General features: G+C 62.8%; 10 protein-coding genes. 8 read left to right on the top strand and 2 right to left on the bottom strand.

All coding sequences use genetic code 11. The features are described from left to right. Positions 1 to 102: 102 nt before the first annotated feature. Entirely contained in the window at positions 103 to 756 is a 654-nt protein-coding gene (phoU, locus tag LN996_RS22800; protein ID WP_024819653.1) for a phosphate signaling complex protein PhoU, read from the bottom strand. A 199-nt stretch (positions 757 to 955) separates the two neighbouring features. Here phoU and LN996_RS22795 point away from each other — a divergent pair, with 199 nt between their 5' ends. Together LN996_RS22795 and LN996_RS22790 are read left to right on the top strand one after the other, a co-directional pair. Beyond that, a complete protein-coding gene (locus LN996_RS22795; protein ID WP_231343365.1) occupies positions 956 to 2260 on the top strand; it encodes a cell wall metabolism sensor histidine kinase WalK in 1305 nt (434 codons plus the stop codon). Further along, complete coding sequence (locus LN996_RS22790) at positions 2257 to 2937, top strand: response regulator transcription factor (protein ID WP_020608526.1); 681 nt, start codon at positions 2257 to 2259, stop codon at positions 2935 to 2937. Before LN996_RS22795 ends, LN996_RS22790 begins: the two co-directional genes overlap by 4 nt. An 84-nt stretch (positions 2938 to 3021) precedes the next feature. Here the strand turns inward: LN996_RS22790 and LN996_RS22785 are convergent, their stop codons facing one another. Beyond that, entirely contained in the window at positions 3022 to 3564 is a 543-nt protein-coding gene (locus tag LN996_RS22785) for a hypothetical protein (RefSeq protein WP_231343363.1), read from the bottom strand. A 293-nt stretch (positions 3565 to 3857) separates the two neighbouring features. Here LN996_RS22785 and LN996_RS22780 point away from each other — a divergent pair, with 293 nt between their 5' ends. The 6 genes from LN996_RS22780 to rlmB all read left to right on the top strand — a co-directional run bounded on the left by LN996_RS22780 (position 3858) and on the right by rlmB (position 8697). Continuing rightward, a complete protein-coding gene (locus tag LN996_RS22780) occupies positions 3858 to 4340 on the top strand; it encodes a CarD family transcriptional regulator (protein WP_011690592.1) in 483 nt (160 codons plus the stop codon). Between the two features lie 111 nt (positions 4341 to 4451). After that, the gene (gene ispD, locus LN996_RS22775) at positions 4452 to 5234 is read left to right on the top strand and encodes a 2-C-methyl-D-erythritol 4-phosphate cytidylyltransferase (RefSeq protein WP_231343361.1); all 783 of its coding nucleotides are present in this window, start codon (positions 4452 to 4454) and stop codon (positions 5232 to 5234) included. After that, positions 5234 to 5785: a 2-C-methyl-D-erythritol 2,4-cyclodiphosphate synthase gene (ispF, locus tag LN996_RS22770; RefSeq protein ID WP_231343360.1), complete on the top strand. Its 552-nt coding sequence runs from the start codon at positions 5234 to 5236 to the stop codon at positions 5783 to 5785. Before ispD ends, ispF begins: the two co-directional genes overlap by 1 nt. After that, the gene (locus tag LN996_RS22765) at positions 5778 to 6134 is read left to right on the top strand and encodes a hypothetical protein (RefSeq protein ID WP_231343359.1); all 357 of its coding nucleotides are present in this window, start codon (positions 5778 to 5780) and stop codon (positions 6132 to 6134) included. The genes ispF and LN996_RS22765 overlap by 8 nt, the downstream gene beginning before the upstream one ends. 35 nt (positions 6135 to 6169) lie before the next feature. After that, positions 6170 to 7624 carry a cysteine--tRNA ligase gene (cysS, locus tag LN996_RS22760; protein ID WP_231343358.1) on the top strand — a complete coding sequence of 485 codons (1455 nt, stop codon included), beginning with the start codon at positions 6170 to 6172 and terminating at the stop codon, positions 7622 to 7624. A gap of 80 nt (positions 7625 to 7704) precedes the next feature. Further along, positions 7705 to 8697 carry a 23S rRNA (guanosine(2251)-2'-O)-methyltransferase RlmB gene (gene rlmB, locus LN996_RS22755; RefSeq protein WP_159704595.1) on the top strand — a complete coding sequence of 331 codons (993 nt, stop codon included), beginning with the start codon at positions 7705 to 7707 and terminating at the stop codon, positions 8695 to 8697. Positions 8698 to 8920: the final 223 nt, after the last annotated feature.

The raw sequence follows: 8920 nt of genomic DNA, 5'->3' as shown, positions 1-8920 counted from the left end.
CACCCCACCAATACCACATCCTCCGCGCCCTCCCCCGCCCGCCCCCCGGCCCCCCCCCCCCCCCCCCCCCCCCCCCCCCCCGTCGTACTTAATGCGCTGAGGCTAGAAGCCTTCGGGCTGCCATTCGCCCGTCACCAGGTAGGTGACCTTTCGGGCAACCGAGACGCCGTGGTCGGCGAAGCGCTCGAAGTAGCGGCTGGCCAGGGCTACGTCCACGGTGGTGGACGGGCTCTCGCTCCACTCAGGGGAGGCGATCGCCTTGAAGACGCTGAGGTGGAGGTCGTCCACGGCGATGTTGATCTTCAGGATGTCGCGGGCAACCTCAAGGTCGCGGGTCTCGAGAAGCTCGATGACCTTGGCCGTGATTTCGATGTCGTGCTGGGCCATGGCCTTGAAGGTCTGGGTCAGCGAAGCGGGGATAACGGTGGCCGGGTAGCGCAGGCGCGCCAGCTGGGCCACGTGGCGGGCGAGATCACCCATGCGTTCCAGCGATGCACTCATGCGCAGCGAACCCACAATCATGCGGAGGTCGCTCGCGACAGGGCCCTGCAAAGCAAGGATGTCGATGGCACGCTCGTCGAGGCTGTTCTGCAGGAAGTCGATGCGGGCATCTGCCGCGATGACGTCCTGGGCAAGATCCACGTCGGCGCCTTCGAAGGAAGTAGTAGCCTTCGTGATCGCTTCGTGAACCAGCTTGGAGATCTCGATGAGGTCGTCACCTACCTGGGTGAGCTCCTCCTGAAAAACCTTGCGCACTAAGGCGTCCTTTCCTTGGAAATCCCGTTCCCATGGTGGGGGTCGGATTTCAAAACCATTGGCAGTCCAACCAGTAACTGTGTCAGGACCCAGTGAACTGTTCGGCACCTTTAGATGAACGTTAGTTGAACCGTCCCCGTTTAGCGCCGGATCAATGCTTGGCCGTGTTTCCACAGCATAAGCTGGACACGTGGATCCATTGCTCATAGGTGTCGTCGCAGGCCTCGTCGGTCTGTCGTTGGGCGTCTTTGGCATGCTCGCGTTCAAGATCAGCGAGCGGCAACGCAGCATTGTTGACCTGGACGTTACTGAACCCCTGCTCCCCGAAGGGGCCGCGGAAGTGCTGGCCGTCGTCGGGCGTGCGTTTGTTGTTGTGGACGCGATCGACGGCGTGGTCCGCGCCAGTCCGGCAGCTTACGCCTATGGCCTCGTCCGGGGGCACACCGTGGTTCATAAGCAGCTCCTGGACATGACAGCGAAGGTCCGCCGCGACGGCGTGATCCTGGAGGAGCAATACGAGCTCCCTCGTGGGCCGCTGGGCAAGGGCACCATTGTGGTCCAGGTCCGGGCAGCCATGCTCGGCTGGGAATACATCCTGCTCCTGGCGGACGACCGCACCGAGATCACCCGCACCGAGGAGATCCGCAACGACTTCGTGGCCAACGTCTCCCACGAGCTCAAAACCCCTGTGGGCGCCATCTCGCTTTTGGCAGAGGCCTTGGAAGCCTCTCCCGATGACGAGGAAGCAGTGCGCCGGTTTGCCAAGCGCATGCACAAGGAGTCCGGCCGGCTCGCAGCCCTGGTTCAGGACATCATTGAACTTTCCCGCCTGCAGGGTGCCAATGTCGCCCAGCAGGGGCACTCCGTGGACATCAACACCGTGATCACGGAGGCAGTTGATCGTTCACAGCTGCCGGCGGAGAGCAAGAACATTCACATCGTGGTGGGCGGACACTCCGAGTCGCTGGTGTTCGGCGACCGGGACTTGCTGGTCACCGCACTGCGAAACCTGATCGACAACGCCATCCGCTATTCACCGGAAAACACCCGGGTTGGCGTCGGCCTCCGAACAAGGGAAGGCGTCGTCGCCATCTCCGTCACGGACCAGGGCGAGGGGCTGACTCCCGAGGACCAGGAACGGGTGTTCGAACGCTTCTATCGCGTTGACGCTGCACGTTCCCGGCACACGGGCGGAACCGGCCTTGGCTTGAGCATCGTCAAGCACGTTGTCTCCAACCACGGCGGCGAGGTGACCGTATGGTCCCAGCCCGGCCAGGGGTCAACGTTCACCATCCGCTTGCCGGAGATGGAAGGCCAGGACGACGACGCCGGCGTTCCGGCTCCCGCTGCCACAGCGGTTCCGTCCACCGGACTTCCGGCGGAACCTGCCGCCGTCGAGCCCCACCACGCGAGCCAACAATCTCAGCATGCGGGACAACAACCTCGTATCCCGAGCCAACAAGGGGGCGCCAACGGCGCCCAAGAGCAAGGAGCCAGCGCTTGAGCCGGATTTTGATTGTGGAGGACGAAGAGTCCTTCAGCGACCCCCTGTCCTATCTCTTGGGCAAGGAAGGGTTCGACGTCGAGGTAGTAGACAACGGCAGTGACGCCTTGGTGGAGTTTGACCGCAACGGTGCCGACCTGGTTCTGCTGGACCTCCAGCTGCCGGGAACGCCGGGAACGGAAGTGTGCCGGCAGTTGCGCCAGCGCTCCAGCGTGCCTGTGATCATGCTGACCGCCAAGGACTCGGAAATCGACAAGGTGGTGGGCCTGGAGTTGGGTGCCGACGACTACGTCACCAAGCCCTATTCGTCCCGGGAACTCGTAGCCCGCGTCCGTGCTGTCCTCCGCCGCCAGGGCGAGCCAGAGGAACTCATTACGTCAACTGTGCAGGCCGGGCCGGTCCGCATGGACATCGAACGCCACGTGGTGAGCGTCAACGGCGAGCAGGTGTCCCTGCCGTTGAAGGAGTTCGAACTTCTGGAGATGCTGCTCCGAAACTCAGGCCGCGTCCTGACCCGGGGGCAGCTCATCGATCGCGTATGGGGCTCTGACTATGTCGGAGACACCAAAACGCTGGACGTCCACGTCAAGCGCCTCCGCAGCAAGATCGAGCCCGATCCCTCCGCTCCGCGTTACCTGGTGACGGTGCGCGGGCTGGGCTACAAGTTCGAGCCGTAAAGTTAAAAGGCAACAACAAAGGAAGGGCCCAGTTCACGTGAACTGGGCCCTTCCTTTGTTATATGGCTTGTAGCGTGCTGCCTGCTAGTGTCCGGCTGCTGCGGACTCCGTGGGAGTCGCAGAGGACGTCGACGTCGACGTTGCTGTCGGGGTCGGCGTGGAGGGCAGGTACTTGGCGTACTCGGGGAGCGTGCCATCAACCACCGGTACGTTGACCGTAGCGGAGTCAGATCCACTACGGATGGTGATCGGGGTCAGACCACCAGGGATAACGCCTGCGGTGCTGAGGATCGCAGCATCAGTGGTGTCGTTCAGGTACGTCTCAGAGTTGGCTTTGACCGGAATCTCGGTCTGGGACCCGTTGGCACCGCTCATGGTGAGGGTGGCGTCGCTGCTGGACTGGTTGAACACAGCACCTATGACACGACCAGGCTCGTTCTCGCCTGAGGCAACAATCAGGATGTTGCGCAACTGCAGGGGACCAAGATCAGCTTTGATCCCGTCCGATGCCGAGTACTGGTGGGTAGTCTGCTGGGCGTTGACGAAACCACAGCCGGTGACGGACAGAAGACCGACGCCGATTGCAGCCGCCGCAATTGCCAGCTTGCCGCGCTGGACAGGGTTCATCGCAGTATTGCGCACGACACCTACTCCTCAAGAGTCATTGGAACACTTTTCAGCCATAGCCTATCGGCAAACCCCCCAAAATAAGGATTCGGGAAGGCATTGTGGCGCAGCCAACCGAGAAGATCTGCGCGCCAGGTTGCTTGCTCGAAGCATCTTTCCCCGGTTTCGTCAAGAGGTTGGAGGAAGTCGTTTAAGGCCTTATTCCCTGTATTGGCGCGGCTGGAGGGCCCGTCCGATGCCAGTCGTATGCCTTAACCGTGATAGACTAATCTGCGGGAAAGGGGAAAGTCCACATGGTTTTTGAGGTCGGCGAGACAGTAGTTTACCCTCACCACGGTGCAGCAAAAATTGAGGAAATCAAGATGCGCACCATCAAGGGCGAAGAGAAGATGTATCTCAAGCTCAAGGTGGCTCAGGGTGATCTGACCATTGAAGTTCCAGCAGAGAACGTTGACCTTGTTGGGGTCCGGGACGTAGTGGGCAAAGAAGGCTTGGAGCACGTATTTGACGTTCTCCGCGCCGAGTTCACTGAAGAGCCTACCAACTGGTCACGTCGTTACAAGGCGAACCTGGAGAAGCTTGCTTCGGGCGATGTCATCAAGGTGGCGGAGGTCGTTCGCGATCTTTGGCGTCGTGATCACGATCGCGGCCTTTCCGCAGGCGAGAAGCGGATGCTGGCCAAGGCGCGGCAGATTCTGATTTCAGAACTGGCCCTGGCCGAGAAGACAGACGAAGAGAAGGCTGCAAGCGTTCTTGACGAGGTCTTGGCTTCCTAAGAATTGAGCCCCGGTGGTGCGACAGCGCCGCCGGGTTTCTTTTTGCCCAAATACAGCCGGAGTTACTTGATCATCAAGTAACTTCAAGTACTTCCAAGTAATCTTGGGCCCATGAGTACTCCTTCCAAGCGCGCCGTCACGGCCGTGATCGTGGTCGCCGCCGGTTCCGGTGAACGACTTGGCTACGGCATGCCCAAAGCCCAGGTTCCGCTCGGCGGCGAAGCCATCCTGATGCACGCTCTCCGCGGTGTTGTAGCGTCGGATGTCGCACGCCAGATCTGCATAGCCGTGCCCAAGGGCAACACCGAACTTCGCGAGCTGATCGCCGACTTCACGATTGACCTGGTGGATGGCGGCCCGGAAATTTCAGTGGTCGACGGCGGTTCGTCCCGGGCGGATTCCGTCCGGGCCGCCTTGGCTGCCTTGGAAGACGGAACCGAATTCGTACTCGTCCACGATGCTGCCCGCGCGCTGGCCCCTGAGCGCGTGTTCCAACGCGTAGCCGACGCCCTGGCCTCCGGCGCGAAGGCAGTCATCCCCGCGATGCCGGTGGTGGACACCATCAAGACGGTCGCCGAGACCGCTGGCGCGGACTCCTCCATCGCCCCGGAGGTTGTTACCGGAACAGCGCCCCGCGAACACCTCAGGGCCGTCCAGACTCCTCAGGGCTTTGAACTGGCCACCCTGCGCCGGGCACACCAGGCTGCTGAGCTCTTCGACGACAAACAGGCCGCAGCCGTGACGGATGACGCCATGTTGGTGGAGCTTCTGGGCGTTCCGGTCCACGCTGTCCGCGGAGCCAGCCAGTCCCTCAAGATCACGACTCCGCTGGACCTCATCATTGCCGAGGGCCTTCTGGAAGGCCCGCTGGGTATCCGTTGGGTGGAGGGCTGATGACCCGGAACATGATCCTGCCCCGGACCGGCATCGGCGTCGACGTGCACGCGTTCGCCCCGGAAGACGACCCCCAGCCGCTCTGGCTTGGCGGGCTTTTCTGGGAAGGTGAGCAAGGCCTTTCAGGGCATTCCGACGGCGATTGCGTCGCCCACGCAGCCGCGGACGCGCTGTTTTCGGCCTGCGGTATCGGTGACCTGGGCACCCACTTCGGCACGGACCGCCCCGAGTTCGCTGGCGCCTCGGGGGTAAAGCTCCTTGGTGAAGCGGCCCGCATTGTGCGCGCTGCCGGCTTCGAGATCGGGAACGTTGCAGTGCAGTTCGTGGCCAACCGTCCCAAGTTCGGACCCCGGCGGGAAGAATCCCAGCGGGTTCTGACCGAAGCCGCAGGTGCTCCTGTCAGCGTTACGGCAACCACCAGCGACGGTCTGGGCTTCACAGGCCGCGGGGAAGGAATTTCGGCTGTTGCCACGGCACTGGTGTACCCGGTCCGCGACCATGAGGCTACGACGGCGGAGACGGGTCCCGCGAAAGGTGCGCCGCATGGATAAGCTGCGTGCCGGCGTCGTGCGTTCCGCAGTGGGGCTGTCCCTGGGCCTTGCTGCTGCGCTCCTGCTGGGCGGTTGTGCGGGGACACCGAAGATGGACGTCGCGGCCAGCTGTGAATTCCTGAACAACGACACGTTCAAGCCTGATGGCAACCAACAGCAGCAGTCCAAACAGATCGCCGCGCATTATCACGAGATCGCTGACAAACTGGCTCCGGAGATCGGCAACCCGATCAAGGACATGGCCGCGATCATGGACGAAGCGGCCGCTTCATCGCTTGGCGCGGCCACCAAGGACCAGCAGGAGAAGCTCACGGTCCAGTTCAATAAGATCGGCGAATACTGCAAGTAGGCAGGTCACACCGCGTCATCGGCTAATCTGGAGCGGTGACCCTGCGCTTCTATGACACCGCCTCCGCCGAAGTCCGCGACTTCGTTCCCCTCGAAGACGGCAAGGCCAGCGTGTACTACTGCGGGGCCACCGTCCAGGGAATGCCGCACGTGGGCCACGTCAGGTCGGCCATTGCTTTCGACCAGCTGACCCGCTGGCTTGAATTCCGTGGCCTCCGCGTGACTGTGGTGCGGAACGTCACCGACGTCGACGACAAAATCCTTGCCAAGTCCGCCCAGTCCTTCGGACCGGACTGGGATGCTGAACCGTCCGCGCGCCAGGCCGAAGAGTGGTGGGCCCTCGCGTACCGGTACGAGCAGGAGTTCGAGGGCGCTTACGATTCTTTGGGCGTCCAGCGGCCCACCTACGAACCCCGCGCCACCGGGCACATCCCGGAAATGCACGCGCTCATCCAGCGCCTCATCGACCGCGGCCATGCCTACCCAGCACTGGACGATTCCGGCGATGTCTACTTCGATGTCCGCTCCTGGAGCAAGTACGGCTCGCTCACGCGGCAAAATATCGATGACATGCAGGGAGCCCCCGACGCCGACCCCCGAGGCAAGCGCGACCCGAGGGACTTCGCGCTGTGGAAGGGTTTCAAAGACGGCGAGCCCGTCACCGCCAAGTGGGAGTCTCCCTGGGGCGCGGGACGTCCCGGCTGGCACCTCGAATGCTCCGCCATGGTCACCAAGTATCTGGGCCCTCGATTTGATATCCACGGTGGGGGACTGGACCTCCGCTTCCCGCACCACGAGAACGAGATGGCCCAATCCCAGGCCGCCGGCGACGGGTTCGCCAACTTCTGGATGCACAACGGCATGGTCACCTTCGAGGGTGAAAAGATGTCCAAGTCCATCGGCAATACGGTGAGCCCGGCCGAGATGCTCGAACTCGCCTCACCCCGGGTGGTTCGCTACTACCTAGGACAGGCACACTACCGCTCCATCCTCGATTACCGGCCCACGTCGTTGCAGGAGGCTGCAGCCGCCGTCGAGCGCATTGATGGCTTCATTCACAAGGCCTCCGCCAAGGTGGGGGCAGACGCCTCAGGCATTTCCCCGCAGGCCAACATGCCGGCTGCCTTCATCGCCGCCATGGACGATGACCTCAATGTGCCCCAGGCCCTCGGAGTGCTTCACGAAACGGTACGGGCAGGCAATACAGCCTTGGCCTCCGGGGAGCTTGATGCTGCGAAGTCCGCCCTCTACAGCGTGCTGTCCATGACGGAAGTCCTGGGACTGGACGCAGTAAAGCGTCCGGAAGCTGTCCAAGGGCGCGAACACGCTGCCCTGGAAGTGCTGATCGAAGCTCAACTCGACGCCCGGGCAGCGGCGCGGGCCGCCAAGGACTGGGCCGCCTCCGACGCGATCCGCGACACGCTCGCCGCCGCCGGCGTCGTCGTCGAAGATGGTGCGGACGGCGCCACTTGGAGCCTCAAACGCGACTGACAAACGGCCGCGGCGGCCGAATTGCATCGGGTCAGTAGACTTGATTCCAGACTTACTCACAAAATCAAGGATGGAATCTCATGGCCAACAACGGTCGCCGGTCGGTCAAGCAGAAGAAGGGCCCCTCCACCGGAACCGGTGGCCACGGCCGCAAGGCCCTGGAGGGCAAGGGTCCCACGCCCAAGGCGGAGGACCGCACCTACCACAAGGCATACAAGAACAAGCAGCTGGCTGAGCGCTCAGCTGCCAAGCGCGGCACGGGTACCCGCCCCGGTGGCGCCGGTGCCCGCTCAGGCCCCAAGGGCCGTGCAACCGAAGAACTGGTTACCGGCCGCAACTCGGTGGTCGAAGCCCTGCGCGCGGGCATTCCGGCCAAGGCACTGCACGTCGCCATCCGGATCGAGATGGACGACCGCGTCAAGGAATCCCTCAAGCTCGCGGCTGAACGCGGCATCCCGCTGCTCGAAACCGGCAAGGTTGAGCTGGACCGCATGACCGAGGACGCCGTGCACCAGGGCCTCGTCCTGCAGATCCCGCCGTACGAATACGAGGACGCCTACGACCTCGCGGAGACAACCCTGGCCAAGTGGAAGAAGGGGCACATCTCCAACGCTCCGATCTTCGTGGCACTGGACGGCATCACCGACCCCCGCAACCTTGGCGCGATCATCCGCTCCGTCTCCGCGTTCAGCGGCCACGGCGTGATCGTTCCCGAGCGTCGCTCCGTCGGCGTGACCGCATCCGCCTGGAAGACCAGCGCCGGTGCCGCTGTCCGCGTACCCGTGGCCCGCGCGTCGAACCTAAACAACGCGCTTAAGCAGTTCAAGAACATGGGCATCTACGTTCTCGGCCTGGACGGCGACGGCGACGTTTCGCTGCCCGATCTCAGTGTGGCCACGGAACCCGTGTGCATCGTCGTGGGCTCCGAAGGCAAGGGCCTGAGCAGGCTGGTCCGCGAAAACTGCGACCAGATCGTCTCGATCCCGATCGACTCCGCCATGGAGTCGCTCAATGCATCCATGGCCGTCGGTATCTCGCTGTACGAAGTGTCGAGGCAGCGCGCCGCTAAGTAATCCACGGTGAGGCGGCGTTGCCGTCATCCTCCGCATGCTCGCTCGTTCCTCGCTTAGACGCATGCTTCCGGATGACGGCCACGCCGCCTTTCCACCGACGCTCTCTCACCTCTTGAACTGCTCCCCTGAAGTTGGACTGAGAATTTCAGTTCCGATTTGAGGGGAGCAGTTTTATGTGTTCGCGTAGTTCTTTGTCTGTGGTGCAGCGGGTGTCGGCTGTAGC

Source organism: Arthrobacter sp. AK01, assembly GCF_021109375.1.
Classification (GTDB): Bacteria; Actinomycetota; Actinomycetes; order Actinomycetales; family Micrococcaceae; genus Arthrobacter.
The sequence above is the reverse complement of the archived record's forward strand: the minus strand, read 5'-3'. Positions and strand labels throughout refer to the sequence as shown.